We start from the raw sequence: 15,292 nt of genomic DNA, 5'->3' as shown, positions 1-15,292 counted from the left end.
ATAAAAATGAATTGGTGAAATTATATAAAATTGTAAGCTGATTTAAAATAGAGGTAGATTAACCGAAAAAAGTTCATGTTTAACTTGTACTTTTTCTTGACATAGTACCAAGAGAACTGTAGCTTGGAATACTCATTTTGAAATCTGAAAACTCTTGACAAAAAGATTCGATGGAACTACAATTGTTACAGGTGATATTATGAGAATAAATACTCGTTTTCCAGTTGCAGTTCATATATTAGCTTTATTAACTTTCAATAAAGAGGAAAATATAACTTCAGAGTTAATTGCTAGAAGTGTTAATACAAACCCGGTTGTAATTCGGAGAATAAATGCTATGCTAAAAAAGGCAAATCTCATTACTATTCAAGCTGGTGTGGGAGGAGCCCGTCTAAATTTAGCACCAAAAGATATTACATTATTGGATATCTATAATGCAGTTAAATCATCTGAGCAGGATCCTTTGTTCGATTTACATTCTAATCCATCTGAAAAATGTAAAGTTGGAGCAAATATACATGAAGCATTATCAGAACCTTTCAATGCTGCTCAAAAGAGCTTGGAAGATACTCTTAAGAAATATACTCTTTTTGATATAGTAAAAAATATAAATAAAAATATTTGAAAAAGCATGAAAAAATTTGTAACCGTGGGGTTACAAATTTTTTAAAGATAGTTGTAACTTTAAAAGTTACAGTTAATAATAAAGGAGGTTTTCATAATGAAAACAATTTTTGAGAAAGTTAATGTAGGAGGAATAAATCTAAAAAATCGTATTATTCGTAGTGCAACACAAGAAGGAGCTGCCGATAATGAAGGCGGGATTACTGATAAGTTCAAATCTATCTACGAAAGAGTTGCAGCAGGTGGGGCTGGAGCAGTAATAACCTCCATGATTGGGATTGATGAAAATTCAAGAGTATATCCACATATGGTAAAAGCTTATGGAGAGAATTTTGTTTCTGAATTAGGTGAGGTAGTTAATAAAGTTCACAAATGGGATTGCAAAATTATTGTACAGTTAGTGCATTGTGGTGCGAAAGCAAGTCCTGATAATGGGAATACACCTCTTGCTCCATCTAATTTAACATTATTTGAAAATAAGTCAGCTCAAAGTATGACAAAAGAGGAAATACAAAATGTTATTAAGAGTTTTGCAATTGCTGCACAGCGATGTAAAGAAGCGGGTGCTGATGGAATTCAAATACATGGAGCACATGGTTATTTACTTAGCGAGTTTTTAAGTCCATTTTTTAATAAGCGAAACGATGAATATGGCGGAGATATTGTTAAACGAGCAAAAATTATATTTGAAGTGTATGCTGCTATTAGAGAAAAGGTTGGAGATGACTATCCCATCTGGATTAAAATTAATGGGGAGGATTATGTAGATGGAGGACTTAGTCAGGAAGAATGCTTATGGGTATGTAGAGAGTTAGATAGGTTGGGCATAAATGGAATTGAAATAAGTGGTGGTGTAGGAATTTCTCCTGAAACATCTTCAGCAAGAAGAATGACAAATCTTGATAAAGAAGGAGTGTTTGCTCAAAATGCAATGAAGATTGCAGATAAAGTGAATGCTTCAGTAATAAGCGTTGGATGTTATCGTACACCAGATATGATTGAAGAATGGCTAAATAAAGGAGAAATAAAGGCAATAAGTTTATGTCGTCCTCTTATCTGTGAACCTGAATTACCTAATATATGGAAGTCTGGAGATAGAAGAAAATCAAAATGTATTTCGTGTAATAAATGTTTTGATACCGAAAGTGGATTTGGATGTAAAGTTTTTAAATAATATTGTATATACAAAATAAAGATTTGCAAAAATGATTTAGATAGCCACAAGGATTGTTTTGGCTGTAAAAATAGATTTAGAGCAGAAAATTCTAGAAAATACTTCCGTGAAATGCTTGCGTTCGTAAATAAGGAGAGTTGTTGGACTCCTGGATTAAAATTGGTAATAATTTCTTATATACGTGAAAAATATTTTGATGAATTTGGTAGCTTTTAAATTAATATAGCTAATTGTACAAAAAATAAATAAAAAAATTTATCCAAAATACTTAAAATATAATGAGTAGTTTAGAAATAATATAGGTATAGATAATTAATTTAGTTTAAGTAGGTATTAATATGACAATATAAAAAAGAATAGAGATACTCATAAATAACATAGATTATCTATAAGACGTCCATAATTAAAAATAAAAGTGTTTGTAATAAGAGCGTAGAAATATGCTCTTATTTGTGCGTAAAAAATTATTATGGTAAGGATAATATAAAAATAACAAAGCGTATTAATGAGTATTATAGTTTAAATTCATCGATGATATTCAATAACTTATCTAAAGATTCTTTGGATCTATAAGTATTGTCCATTACGGTTTCAGCTAGGTCATTTAATATAGCAGTTTCTTCTGCTATATTATTTGTACCATCAGCACCTTCTGAAGAAGCTGATGTAACTTCTGTTATGGCAGTTAGAATATCTTGTATAGAAGCTAAAAGCTCTTCTGAAGTAGCACTGAAATCACTTACTAACCCTTCAACCATTAAGGCATCTTCACGATATATATTGCCTGTATTAACAAAGGCACCATAATCATTCACTACTTGATTTCCTATAAAGCTTAGGATTTCTTCAGAACCATTCTTTAAGTTGTTTACCGAATTCAAAACTGTAGAAGAAATGTTTTGAATCTCTGTGGCAGCGCTCTCTGAAATCTCCGCTAAGGATCTTATTTCGTCAGCTACAACAGCAAACCCTTTTCCGGCTTCTCCAGCCCTGGCAGCTTCGATAGCGGCATTCAATGAAAGCAGATTAGTCTGAGCTGTTATATTTAAAATATCTTCTGTTAGTGAGCTTATTTTTTCTACAGCCCTAGCTTCTTCAATAGCACTTTTTAATTTTGAGTTTAATTCTGACCTAATAGAATTAGTGTTTTTTTGAGAATATTCAGCTGAAGATTTAAGCTTATTTGCTCTATCATAGATTTTTTTTGCAGATATTAATCCGTCTTGAGCTTTTTTAGCTGTGTCGTTTACTGCTCTTTCTATTTCTGCTGCAGAAGCATTCATTTCTTCAGCTGATGCTGCGGTTTCCTCCATGCCAGCAGATAATTCCTCGGTAGTAGCAGACACATTGTTAATTTTATTATTCAAACCATCTATATTATTTTGCATATTTTGAAAGACAGTATATAAGTTTTTAGTTTCAGAAGTTACTCCAAGTATTATATTTCTTAAAGAATTCTGCATTTTATCTATAGAGTGTATTATTCTTCCAACTTCATCTTGTGATTTATATTTTTTCAGATCGATGCTTTCACCGAGGTTTCCGCTAGCTATTACTGATAAATGAGCTTCAGCATATTTTAAACCTTTAGTTAGGTAAGAGATTAGCAGACCTACTAAAATGATTATTAAGGCTAAAGAAATTAATGCTACGGTTAATGTAATGGTCAACTGTTTGTTGAAGCTTTCGAGTATAGATGATTTTGGAATTTCGCAAAATAGGGACCAATTTGTATTGCTTCCATCTAAAGTTACGGGTGAAGCTACTACAAGAGAATTGCCTGTACCTGTACTAGATTTCATGTAGGTCTTAACGGATAATCCCTTTGAGGTCTGAGACACTAAATCTCTTAAGGAAGTACTTTGCTTTTTTGCATCTGACATCAATAGTTTTCCATTATATCCATTAGCTATATAAAGTCCATTTTTTGAAATTAAATAAGAAAAACCATTCATAGGTTTTATTTTTTCTATGATACCCTGCAATGTATCTAACTGATAATCTAGGGATATAACCCCTATAAAATTTTTGTTATCATCAAGCATGGGTAAAACAAGAGATGCCATAGTAACGTCTTTTCCATTAACCTTATAAACTGTTGGCTCCGTAATAAATACTTGTTTGCTATTTTTAGGCTCATTATACCAAGTCATGTCTGTTTCCGAGTTATAGGCTGCTTCTACGTGAAAAGAATTTCCGTCTCGTGTAACATAAGGGATGAAAAGACCTTTGTCTCCGTATTCTTGAGTATTTGCATATTGTGAATCTTTACCATCAAAAGCATCGGATTCAAAAGCTACTGTGACTCCATAGATATTTGGATATTTGTTTAATATATCCTTCTGCATATCTATTATGAGATTTCTATCCTTTATATTATGTTTCATCATATCGGATATATTTTTATCGAAAACAGTAGCTGCAGAATCAATGATCTTAAAATTTGATACAAGTTGATCGGCATAAGATTTAGATACTTCTTTGGCTAGTGTTTCAGATTGTGTTATACTATCATCATATGAAGCTTTTAAAAGGATGGAAAAAATTGAAGCAAATGAAATAATAACTAGTAAAGACATAATGAAAACTATTTTTGCACTGAGACCTAATTTTTTCGGCATAATGTACCTCATTTCTTTTAATATTTGCATAGTATAAGCGGAGAAGATATATTGACAGAAAAATTTTATTTATTAAATTATATAATACATTTCGACAAGAATAAACATAGAAAATGTTAAAACATCAGGAAATAGGAGAAGATATGGAGAATAATAGAAAAAACAATTTAAGTGCTATTTATGATATAAAGGAATTGTTCATAAAGCCCAGAAATTTATATGAAAAATACAAAAATACAAAAATACATTATATTTTCTTTATTGTATTGATTTTGCTAAGCTTTATTTCTGGAATAATGAACTATATATGGCAGGATGAAAAAGCTGTAAGTGATATAGTAAAATCAAGTCAAGGCAGCGACATGCTAAATGAGGTCATGAACACAGGAAAGTCTCTAGGAGGAGCTGTTCAAACTGGAATGATAGCAATTTTTGTGATCATGCTTAAAGTGCTATTTGTTGCTTTAATTTATTATATTATAGTAAAAATGGTGGACAAAAAAGGCAACTATAAAAAGATTATTGGAATTTGCTCTTTGTCATATATAGTGTACACTTTAGGAAGTATAATAATTGAGCTTTTAGATGGCATTACAAAGCAGGCTTTTACTTCCTTTTCCTCAGGATATTCAGGAATATTTTTAAGTAATCTGAATCCATTTAATATATGGAGTGTATTTTTAATGTATCTGGGTTTAAAAATCTGTTTTGATATGAAGCATAACAAGGCGTTAATATCCGTAATAGCATTAGTGGTGCTAAAAATTTTGGCTAATTTGGCATGGTATAGCATAAGAAGCTAAGAAAATTGAGCTATGCTTTAAATAAGTGTGAAATTCCATACCGATTTAAACCAAAACTCTAAAATTAAAACAGTCTGTTAGTGGGCAGGCTGTTTTTTTATAGGATTCGTATAAACAGGAGAAAATATTTACAAACTCTTGAGTAAATTATCCGTTTTGTATATAATGTTAGGGTTATGTTGAAATGATTCAAAGGAAGGTGGAAAAATGTCAGCGAAGGATCATCCGCAATATGAGGAAGAAAAAGAAAGATTGGACTATACAGTAGACTATATAGATAAAACCTTGAAAGCTACTGAAACCTTTAGAAGAGTTTATAAAGGCAATGTTCAGCAGGCGATGGAAGGATTTGATCCTGAGGATGCTAGTATGGGATTTGTCAGCATGCTGGTAAGCGAAAAACTTATACATGCTGCTGAAAAAAACTATTATAATTATCAAAAGGCTAAGGCTAAACCTTACTTTGCCAGGATTGATTTTAAGAGAAAAGATGAGGATAAGATAAATCAATTATATATAGGAAAGACTTCTGTAATGAAGGCAGAAGATAACGAGCCACTAATAGTAGACTGGAGAGCTCCGGTAGCTACCTTATATTATGAAGGAAGACTTGGTGATACCTCCTATGAAGCTGAAGAGGGACTTCAGGAAGGTGAACTTCTACTAAAAAGACAGTTTACCATAAATGAAGGTGAATTAGAAAAGATTTTTGATATAGATATAACTACGAATGATGAATTGCTCCAAGAAGCTTTGGAAGCAGGAGCTGAGAGCAGGTTAAAAGACATAGCTTCAACAATACAGGCAGAGCAAAACAGAATAATAAGAGCTCCTATGTATAAGCCTCTGATAGTTCAAGGGGTAGCTGGAAGTGGAAAGACTACTATAGCTCTACATAGAATAGCTTATTTCATATACAATTATGAGAAAACCTTTGATCCAGAAAACTTTCTTATAATAGCTCCAAATAGCCTGTTCATAAATTACATATCCGAAGTTTTGCCAGAACTTGGGGTTGAAAGGGTTCAGCAAAGCACTTTCATGGATTTTATGAATCTGCTTTTAGGTAAGAAACTGAAGCTTAAAGAAGACGATAAGCTTATGGAGATAATTCACAACAGAGATAATGAAGATACCGACTTTATGAAGTGGGCGGCGGGCTTTAAAGGTTCCATGGAATTTAAGGATATAATACAAAGTTATATAGAAGATATTGAGAAAAACTATATTCCTGAGGTAGATTTCAAAGTAGGTGGTAAGCTGCTGATGAAGGCTGGAGAGATAAAAAGGAGATTCTCGGAAGATCTCACTGTGCATCCTTTCCAGAAGAGAATAGAAGAGATAAAGAAGAGCTTTAAGGGAAAGCTTAAGTTGGTTCAAGATAATATGTTCAAGGCTTTGCAGGATTATTATTATGAAAGCATGGAAGAGGTTAGGCGAACTGTATTTGATACGGAGGAAAAGAGCAGACTTATAACTGAAATAGCTAAAGAGAGAGACGAATCCCTAGCGAAGCTCACTAATGATTTCAATAATGCCATAAAAAATTATACTAGCAAATGTCCTCAAAAAACTGTAGAAGATTATTATATAGAATTGATAACCAATCCATCAAAAATGCAGAAATACTCCAAGAAAAAGCTGGCTAAGGATAAATTGCAGTATTTAGCAGATACAGCTAAAGAATTATTCAAAGAAGACAAATATGAGTTAGAGGATTATGCTGGGCTGGTATATTTGAAAGCAAAAATATTTGGTTTTGATAAAAAGATAAAAATAAACAGTGCAGTAGTGGACGAAGCTCAGGACTTCAGCTTATTTCAGATATTTACTCTTAAAACAGTGCTAAATACAGGAATGATAACTCTTTTAGGAGATTTATCCCAAGGTATACACGCCTATAGAGGGATAGATAATTGGCAGGAGGTTTTAAACAAGGTATTTGCTGAAGATGAATGCAGCTATATGACTCTGGAGCAGAGCTATAGAACCACAGTGGAAGTTATGGAGCTGGCTAACAATATAATAAGTAAGCTTGGCAAAGAAGGCATTATATTGGCTAAGCCAGTTATAAGACATGGCGAAAAGCCAGATATAGAAGAGTTTAAAGATAAGAATGAGCTTATAGAAACCCTAGAAGAAAACCTATTGGCAATGAAAAATGCGGGATATAAATCTAATGCCATAATATGCAAGACTCAGAAAGAGTGCGAAAAGGTAAAACGGGCTCTTGATAAAAGAGGGAATGTCAAGTGCAAGATACTTAGTGAAAAGCAGCGTCAATATGAAGCTGGAATTATAATAGTTCCTTCCCATGCTGCCAAGGGTCTTGAATTTGATACAGTATTTATCGTAAATATGGATGAAAGCTATATACAGGACGAACTTGATATTAAGCTTTTATATGTAGCTATGACTAGAACCATGCATAGGCTGTTTGTATATCATATGGAGAATACCATACCTATCTTAAAGGATAAAATATCTTTTAAAAAGATGGAGATAAATAACACGGTAAGATTATAAAAAAGAAGCTGAGTATGATTACTTCTATCATATCCAGCTTCTTTATGTTTAATATTATAAATTACCCTTTAAACCAATAGTTTCAGCTTCTTTTTGCATACCCTTTATGCTTTCTTCTATGACTTTATCTAAATCCATACCAAGCTTTTCTGCCCCTTGAATTATAACTTCTCTATTTACACCAGCAGCAAAGCTTTTTTGCTTCCACTTTTTCTTTACAGATTTAACTTCTAAATCTAATACACTTTTACTTGGCCTTAATAGGCAGGCTGCTGAAATTAAACCTGTAAGTTCATCAATGGTGAATAGAACCTTTTCCATATCATTTGATGGCTCCACATCGCAGCATATTCCATAACCATGACTTTGAACCGCATGGATGTATTCCTCAGGTACATTTTTGCCTTCTAAAATTTCTCTAGCCTTTGCACAATGCTCCTCTGGATACATTTCATAATCTACGTCATGCAGCAGTCCTGCAATTCCCCATTTATAAGCATCTTCATTATATAGCCCAGCAAAATGCTTCATAACAGCTTCCACTGTTAGCGCATGCTTTATGAGACTTTCGCTTTTATTAAACTCAGTAAGTATATCAAAAGCTGCTTCTCTGGTAAATGTTTCATCTGTCATATCTTATCATTCCTCCCCAAATTGTATATTTTAAATATTAGGTCTAGAGGGAGGAAATGTCAATAGCTTAAACTATGTTGATGATGAACTGCTATCACTTTGACTGCTGTTATTACTATTTTGCTGATCTTGTCCTTGACCCTGTTGTTCACTCTGTCCTTGGCTTGGGTTTCCTCCTCTGTTTCCAAAGTTAGAGAAGACTTTCTTCATTACAGCATCAGCCTGATCTTGAGTTATAACACCGCTGCTAACTAAATCTGAAAGAGGGTTTTTAAAATTTCCGCCTCCCCTTCTTTGACCAGAGCCTTTTGAAGAACCAGAATTGTTATTACTATTACTATTACTGTTACCGTTGTTGCCAGAATTGCTGCCAGATTCACTGCTGCCGCTAGATCTCTGACCACCATTTCCCATGTTTGAAGTTAGAGCCTCTAATATTTTATCAGATTGAGCTTGAGTAATGGTTCCAGCAGTAACTAATTCTTTCAAGCCACTTTCTATTTGAGTCTTTCTTTGGCTTGGATCAAAGTTTCCTCTTTTTCCTGAACTGTTAGCCTGAGCTGTTTGGTTTTTATCAGAACTACTGCTCTTAGAACAGCCGAAAAAAGCTACCATAGGAATAGAGCCTACAATTATTAAAGAAATTACAGCGCTGATAAGCTTACCTTTTTTCATAATTATCACCCTTACTTTATGATTTTATATTTTCATTGTTTCTGTAGCAATTATATTAGCCAATTGTGACAACTTTGTGATAAAAACAAAAACAACTTAAAAATTTAGGGATTAAATAATTTTTAGTAAAGAATGTTATAAGTGTGTTAATAATGTAAAAAGTTAAAAATATTTTATCTTTTGAAATAAAATCGGTGTTATACTGTAATGCTTCGGGTAAATATTTATTAACATTCTTATATTAGTTAAATATCAGTGTGCTTAAGTACAATATTTGAATAATATGAAATATTTAACCTGATTTTAATAAAAAGGTAAATAAAAATAAATTTACCTGTAATAACATGAATAAGTACGTGGATAAGTTCAATTGTTAAGCACTCACTACTTATATTAGAAGTAAGCATATGATCGGGAGGAATTATAGTGGACATTCATTTAAAAAATCTTTCAATGAAATTTAGTGATGCATTGGCCATCAATGATATCAGCCTTACTGTAAAGTCGGGCGAGTTAGTGTCACTGTTAGGGCCAAGCGGCTGTGGAAAATCCACCACTTTATCTATGATAGCGGGTCTAAATAGGCCTACTTCAGGAGATATATATTTCGGTGATGATTGTGTAACAGACGAGGAGCCAGAAGACAGAGAAATAGGCATGGTATTTCAAAACTATGCACTGTACCCTCATATGACAGTACTAAAAAATATAATGTTTCCCCTGAAAATGAAAAAGGTTGATAAAAAAGAAGCTATAAAAATGGCACAGGACATGGCAGAAATTGTGCAAGTGGACAAAATGCTGGATAGAAAGCCAAAGCAGCTTTCCGGTGGACAGCAGCAAAGGGTGGCTATAGCTAGAGCATTGGTTAAAAAACCTAAGGTATTATTGCTGGATGAGCCTCTTTCTAATTTAGATGCCAGACTTCGTATAGAAATGAGGGAAGAAATAAGAAGAATCCAAATGCAGACAGGGGTTACTACCATATTTGTAACTCACGACCAAGAAGAAGCCATGAGCATATCTGACAGAATAATAGTTATGAATAAGGGAGAGATACAGCAGTATTCCACAGCTCAGGAATTATACAACAAGCCAGAAAATTTGTTTGTAGCTCAGTTTATAGGAAATCCTAAAATAAATACCATCGATGTAGGAAAAATAAATAACAAAGAGCTTGTAGTTGGCATAAGAGCAGAGGACGTTAAAATTAATTCCTCACAGCAAACTATATTTACTGGTAAAGTCAAGTACATAGAGAGATTGGGTAAAGATGTACTGGTAAAAATAGATTGTCAGGGGAATGATATAGCAGCCTTTAGTGACAAGACATCGAATATAGCCTTGAATGATCAGGTTAATGTAAGCTTTGATGAGAGAAGCATTCACTGGTTTGACAAAGAAAGTGAGAAAAGAATAGAGCCAGAGAAGGATTGGTATGAGAATTTATTAAGAAATTTTAATGGAGGCAGCAAATGAATAGGAAAGCAACTATTAAATCTTCATTAAAAGCATATATGTATCTATTTCCGGCAGCGCTCATAATAATCGTGTTTATAATCTATCCGCTGATAAAATCCTTTGAAATGAGCTTTTATGCAAAATATGATTATTTTAATGATAAAGTTTATTCCTATGGACTTAATAATTATAAAATTGTATTGAGCGATCCTAAGTTTTGGCAGGCTATGAAAAACACCATGATTTTCGTGGTAGGGGTAGTGCCTATATCCATAATCATATCCATAGCTATAGCACTAATGCTTAACAGTAAAATAAAGTTTAAGGGAGTATTTAGAACTTTCTTCTTTATGCCCTATGTAACTTCATTAGTGGCTATTTCGATAGTTTGGAGATGGATATATCACAGGGATTATGGAATATTGAATTATGTTTTAGGAGTATTTGGTATACATCCTATAGCGTGGTTGAATGATCCTAATATGTCTATGCCAGCATTAATAATACTATCGATATGGAAGAATATAGGCTATAACGTAATTATATTTTTAGCGGGACTTCAAACTATAAACAAGCAGTGTGAATTGGCAGCTCAAACAGATGGAGCTCACTATTTCAAGAGGGTATGGTATGTTACACTTCCGCTATTGTCTCCAACCACATTTTTCGTAGCAATAGTGTCTGTAATAAATTCCTTCAAAATATTTGATGAAGTTTATACTCTCTTCAATTCTGGGGGAAACATGGCAGGACCATCGGACAGTGCTTTAACGGTTGTGTTTTATATATTTAGAAAATTCTACGGTGAATGGAATTTTGGAGTAGCCTCTGCAGCAGCTTTCATTTTATTCGTAGTAATTATGATTTTTACTGGTATTCAATTTTACTATTCTAGAAGGAGGGGATGATTAAATGGAAAAAAAATTAAAACGGCATGTGGCAAAGATTGTGCTTTATTTGCTGCTCATAATAGGAAGTATCATTATGGTTCTTCCCTTTTACTGGATGGTTACTACCTCGCTTAAGACTCCTTCAGAAATTGTAAAGATGCCGCCTATGTGGATACCTATAAGCTTCAAATGGAGCAATTTTGTAGAGGCGTGGCATGCGGCTCCATTTCCAAGATACTTTTTAAATAGTGTGATAGTAACTCTTTTAAGTACAGGCGGAGAGCTTATAACCAGCATTTTAGCAGCTTATGCTTTTTATAGACTAGAGTTTTATGGGAAAAAGATTATATTTTCTATAATGATGGGAACTATGATGATACCTGGAGAAATGCTTCTTATGCCGAATTTTGTAACCTTGACTAATTTGGGATGGATGAATAGCTATAAAGCCCTCATAGTACCTTGGATTGCTAGCGTGTTTTCAATATTTATGTTTACTCAATATTTTTCAACCATTGGTGATGAACTGTATTATGCGGCGAAAATAGATGGAAGCAAGGATTTTAGATATCTGACTAATATAATAGTTCCTATATCAAAGCCTATGATTATAACTATAGCCATAATAAGAAGTATAGGGAGCTGGAATTCATTTATGTGGCCGCTTATAGTAACTAATTCAGATGAAATGAGAACACTTTCAGTAGGACTGACTGCCTTTATAACGGATGTTGGGACGAGTTATCAATTGCTTATGGCTGCATCTACCTTCATAATTCTGCCAATGATAATATTATTTTTAGCTATGCAGAAATACATAATTGAAGGAGTATCTCATGCAGGAATAAAAGGTTAATATATGGGGATGTATCTTGCAAAAATGCTTGATTTAAGTAGTTTGCAGATATGGCTCAATATTAATATAGATTAAAACAATATAATTTTAAGGAGTGAATAATTTGAAATCAAAATTATTAATGGGATTAGCATTAACAGCAACTTTATTAGTAGGAGTAACAGGATGCGCTAGTAAGAATTCATCAAGCGGCGCTGACTCATCAAGTTCTTTATCACAGATAAAGATTGACAAACCTGTAACTATTGAATTTTGGCATGCTATGACAGGTGCTACTCAAAAGGAACTTCAGAAATTAGCAGATGATTTCCATACAAAGAATCCTAATATAACAGTAAAGCTTGTAGCTCAGGGAGATTATACAACTCTTCAGCAAAAGCTTATGGCAGCAGCAAAGGCAAAAACATCTCCAGCAATGGCTCAGGCTTATTCTAACTGGATGCAGGATTATGTTACCAGCAACCTTATAGAAGATCTTACTCCTTACTATGACGATAAGAAGGTAGGCATGGATAATAAAAGTGATATTGTAAAATCCTTTTTAGACGATAATACTTTTAATGGCAAGATTTATGGTGTACCTTTTAATAAAAGTACAGAAGTTTTATTCTATAACAAAGACTATTTAGACAAGGTAGGAGCAGCTGTTCCAACAACTTGGGATGAGCTTAAGGACGTGGCTCAAAAGACTACTACTACTATTAATGGTAAAAAAGTTACAGGCTTAGGCTTTGAAAATTCAGTAACAGGAGATTTTGCTACCTATGTAAAACAGGCTGGCGGAGATTACATAACTACCGATGGAAAAGTTAAGTTCAATTCTGCTGAAGGTAAAAAGGCTATGGAATTCTTAACTGATATGTTAATAACAAGCAAGACTGCAAGACTTGCTGGCGAAGATAACTATATGTCAACACCTTTTGGTCGTGGAGATGTCGCTATGTATATAGGTTCTTCTGCAGGAGTTTCTTTCGTTGGCTCTGCTGTAAAAGACAGCTTTAAGTGGTCTACTGCAGTACTTCCTAAGGGAGTAAAGGCAGCTTCACCTTTCCAGGGAACTAATGCAGTTATTTTCAAGACTGCAAATGATCAGGAAAAATTAGCTTCTTGGGAATTTGCTAAGTTCTTAGCTTCACCTGATGTTACAGCAGAATGGGCAGAGAAAACTGGTTATGTTCCTGTAAGACAGTCTGCATTAAAATCTAGCGAATGGACATCATATATAGAAAAGAATCCTGCTCAAAAGGCTGCTGAAGAGCAGTATAACAGCGGCTTCAGTGATCTTCATGTAGCTGGATATACTAAAGCTCGTACTGATATATCTTCAGTATTCAATGATGTATTACTTGGAAAGAAATCTGTAAGTGACGGTTTGAGCGATGCAGAAAAGGCAGCAAAGCAAGATCTGCAGCAGTAAGATTTTTTAAAGTATATACAACAATAGAACTATAGGAATAAAAGGCTATGTTTTAAAGCTATGCGGATAGAAGCTAAGAGGTTTATCAGCGGCTTAAAACATAGCCTAATAATTTAGGAGGAACTTTATGGAATCACAAACTAAAATAAAATTTTATTCAGGCACAAGGAAAATAGGAGGTACAGTAGTCAGCATAGAATATGAAAATGAAAGGATCATAATAGACTTTGGGAGAGGCTTTACTCCAGCGGCAGCTATACTGGACAAGAAAAATGCAATGCTGGATAACTATGTTGAAAAATATTTAACTTTAGGAATGCTGCCTAAGATAGATGGTTTTTATTCTGAAAAAAACATACCTGAAAAGACTGAAATTCTACCATTAGAAGAAACTAACATGAAAACTAAAGTTTTTATTTCTCACTTGCACTTAGACCATATGGAATACATGGGGCTTGTAGATGAAAAAGTAGATGTATATATGACAGAAGACAGCTTGAAGCTCTATAAGGCTTTAGACAAAGTAAAGGAAGGAGTCCTTGGCACAAGGGAGTATAAAGCTATTGCTTATGATGAAAAGCTTGAATTTAATAACGTAAAGGTCACTGCACTGAGAGTGGATCATGATGTAAGGGGAGCCTGCTCATATATTGTAGAAACTCCAGATTTAAAAATACTGTACTCTGGTGACCTTAGATTAAAAGGACTTCACCCTGAGTGGACATTAAACATGGCTGAAAGAGCTAGGGAAGAAGGTATAAATGTATTAATATTTGAATCCACCACCATTGGGAGTGTAATAAAAAAAGAGGCACTTGAAAGATACAGCAAAGAAACTAATGGAGAAAAAAATTTGGCTGAAAGAATAATTGAAGCTATAGAGCAGCATGAAGGAATTGCTATATTTAACACATATCATAGAAATGTAGATAGAATAGCTGAATTCCATAAAGCAGCTATAAAAACTAACAGAAAACTTGTATTAGAATTAAGCACTGCTTATTTAGCTTATGAATTACTGGGAATTAAGGATTTTTACATAATAGAAGAAAAGGATTTAGTGGCTTTGGAATACCATGAGGCAGTTATAGATTTTTATAATAATTTTAACAAGCTGTCTATTAGTGAAATAAATAAAAAACCAGGAGAGTATATTTTAGAAAATAGCTTTGATAATATTATAAGTTTATTATATATAACCACAGAAAATGGAATTTACATCCATTCAAATGGTGCACCTCTAGGTGATTATGATCCAGCTTATAATTCAATGATGGATTTCTTAGATAAATTAGATATAGAGTATAGATATATAGGAGTAAGCGGTCACGCTAATCCTTATGAATTGATCACTGTTGCAGAAAAGATAGAGGCAGATATTTTTATGCCTATTCATGGCTTTAATCCAGAGTGCTTTCATATAGGTAAAGGTGTAAGATTTCTTCCTGAAGAGGGAAAGACATATACTTTCACAGAAAATAATATTAGGGTCTTGCCATAAATAACAGCCTGTTTTTAATACACATTTAACTTGCAGCCTAACCAATAAAAGCATGTTGATAAGTGTATCACTTTAGAGTATTATTAGAGTATTGATAGTGATTTGTAACTA

Annotated in this window: 12 protein-coding genes; 9 read left to right on the top strand and 3 right to left on the bottom strand. The window is 33.4% G+C overall.

The window, feature by feature from the left end; all coding sequences use genetic code 11:
• Window positions 1-199 precede the first annotated feature (199 nt).
• Complete coding sequence (locus IAI10_RS20285) at window positions 200-625, top strand: Rrf2 family transcriptional regulator (protein ID WP_315675133.1); 426 nt, start codon at window positions 200-202, stop codon at window positions 623-625.
• Between the two features lie 96 nt (window positions 626-721).
• Entirely contained in the window at window positions 722-1,798 is a 1,077-nt protein-coding gene (locus IAI10_RS20280) for an NADH:flavin oxidoreductase (protein WP_315675132.1), read from the top strand.
• Between the two features lie 512 nt (window positions 1,799-2,310).
• Here the strand turns inward: IAI10_RS20280 and IAI10_RS20275 are convergent.
• Window positions 2,311-4,419: a methyl-accepting chemotaxis protein gene (locus tag IAI10_RS20275; protein ID WP_315675131.1), complete on the bottom strand. Its 2,109-nt coding sequence runs from the start codon at window positions 4,417-4,419 to the stop codon at window positions 2,311-2,313.
• A 143-nt stretch (window positions 4,420-4,562) separates the two neighbouring features.
• On the opposite strand from IAI10_RS20275, the gene IAI10_RS20270 reads away from it, so the two are divergent.
• The gene (locus IAI10_RS20270) at window positions 4,563-5,222 is read left to right on the top strand and encodes a Yip1 family protein (RefSeq protein WP_315675130.1); all 660 of its coding nucleotides are present in this window, start codon (window positions 4,563-4,565) and stop codon (window positions 5,220-5,222) included.
• A gap of 207 nt (window positions 5,223-5,429) precedes the next feature.
• Window positions 5,430-7,748, top strand: a complete 2,319-nt coding sequence (gene helD / locus IAI10_RS20265) for an RNA polymerase recycling motor HelD (protein WP_315675129.1) — start codon at window positions 5,430-5,432, stop codon at window positions 7,746-7,748.
• 54 nt (window positions 7,749-7,802) lie between these two features.
• Here helD and IAI10_RS20260 read toward each other — a convergent pair whose 3' ends face one another.
• On the bottom strand, window positions 7,803-8,381 hold the full coding sequence (locus tag IAI10_RS20260) for an HDIG domain-containing metalloprotein (protein ID WP_315675128.1): 579 nt from the start codon (window positions 8,379-8,381) through the stop codon (window positions 7,803-7,805).
• A gap of 72 nt (window positions 8,382-8,453) precedes the next feature.
• Window positions 8,454-9,056 (bottom strand): hypothetical protein, encoded by a 603-nt coding sequence (locus IAI10_RS20255; RefSeq protein ID WP_315675127.1) that lies wholly within the window; start codon window positions 9,054-9,056, stop codon window positions 8,454-8,456.
• A 426-nt stretch (window positions 9,057-9,482) separates the two neighbouring features.
• Between IAI10_RS20255 and IAI10_RS20250 the strand changes: the two genes are divergently transcribed.
• From IAI10_RS20250 to IAI10_RS20230, 5 genes are all read left to right on the top strand, one after another.
• A complete protein-coding gene (locus IAI10_RS20250; protein WP_315675126.1) occupies window positions 9,483-10,535 on the top strand; it encodes an ABC transporter ATP-binding protein in 1,053 nt (350 codons plus the stop codon).
• Window positions 10,532-11,425 (top strand): sugar ABC transporter permease, encoded by an 894-nt coding sequence (locus IAI10_RS20245; protein WP_315675125.1) that lies wholly within the window; start codon window positions 10,532-10,534, stop codon window positions 11,423-11,425. The genes IAI10_RS20250 and IAI10_RS20245 overlap by 4 nt, the downstream gene beginning before the upstream one ends.
• A 4-nt stretch (window positions 11,426-11,429) precedes the next feature.
• A complete protein-coding gene (locus tag IAI10_RS20240) occupies window positions 11,430-12,263 on the top strand; it encodes a carbohydrate ABC transporter permease (protein ID WP_315675124.1) in 834 nt (277 codons plus the stop codon).
• A gap of 103 nt (window positions 12,264-12,366) precedes the next feature.
• Window positions 12,367-13,680: an ABC transporter substrate-binding protein gene (locus tag IAI10_RS20235; RefSeq protein ID WP_315675123.1), complete on the top strand. Its 1,314-nt coding sequence runs from the start codon at window positions 12,367-12,369 to the stop codon at window positions 13,678-13,680.
• 127 nt (window positions 13,681-13,807) lie between these two features.
• On the top strand, window positions 13,808-15,181 hold the full coding sequence (locus IAI10_RS20230; RefSeq protein ID WP_315675122.1) for an MBL fold metallo-hydrolase: 1,374 nt from the start codon (window positions 13,808-13,810) through the stop codon (window positions 15,179-15,181).
• Window positions 15,182-15,292 lie beyond the last annotated feature (111 nt).

It is taken from the genome of Clostridium sp. 19966 (assembly GCF_032335695.1).
In the GTDB taxonomy this organism is placed as follows: Bacteria; Bacillota; Clostridia; order Clostridiales; family Clostridiaceae; genus JACTOJ01.
Note: the sequence above shows the minus strand (reverse complement) of the source record. Positions and strands in the feature narration are given on the sequence as shown.